Here is a 609-nt window from a genome sequence, read left to right as displayed (position 1 = left end):
GCTGCAAGCCGATATCGACGACGGCACCCGTGAGGGCGTGAGCTCGGTCGAGCATGCCGAGATCAAGCGATTGAAGGCGGAGAACACGCGCCTGCGTGAAGACGTCGCGATCCTTCGGGCGGCGACGAGTTTCTTCGTGGGGGAACTCGACCCCCGCAACCGATGATGATGGGCTTCATCGACACGATGAGAGCCGAGGGACACGCGGTCGAGTCGATCTGCCGAGTCCTGCGTGAGCAGGGCTGCCAGATCGCCGCGCGCACCTACCGGGCCCAGCGGCGAGGTGTCGTGGCCGCCCGCACGGTCTCCGACGCGCAGGTCTACGGCGCGGTCCGTGATGCCGCGTGGACGACTGTCGAGATCGGAGGGCGGCAGGTTCGGAAGCTGACGCCGGAAGGGCTCTACGGGCGGCGGAAGATGACCGCCCTGATCCGCCGGACCACGATCCTGAATGCGTCCCGGGGTGCGGTCGACCGTGCCATGCGCTCGCTCGGGCTGTCGGGCATCCGCCGCGACAAGGGCGTGCGCACCACCATCCCCGCCAAAGACGGCGTCCGGGCCGGGGATCTGCTCAACCGGGACTTCACCGCGCCCCGGCCGGATCACACC

Annotated in this window: 1 pseudogene and 1 other annotated feature; the pseudogene reads left to right on the top strand. The window is 69.0% G+C overall.

The features are described 5' to 3' along the window. A pseudogene (locus tag MIC448_RS14810) lies at positions 1 to 609 on the top strand (IS3 family transposase); the annotation flags it as partial. Then, positions 124 to 258 (top strand) — a sequence feature (AL1L pseudoknot). Its footprint overlaps the pseudogene before it by 135 nt.

The organism is Microbacterium sp. C448 (assembly GCF_000582705.2).
Lineage (GTDB): Bacteria > Actinomycetota > Actinomycetes > Actinomycetales > Microbacteriaceae > Microbacterium > Microbacterium lacus_A.
Note: the sequence above shows the minus strand (reverse complement) of the source record. Positions and strands in the feature narration are given on the sequence as shown.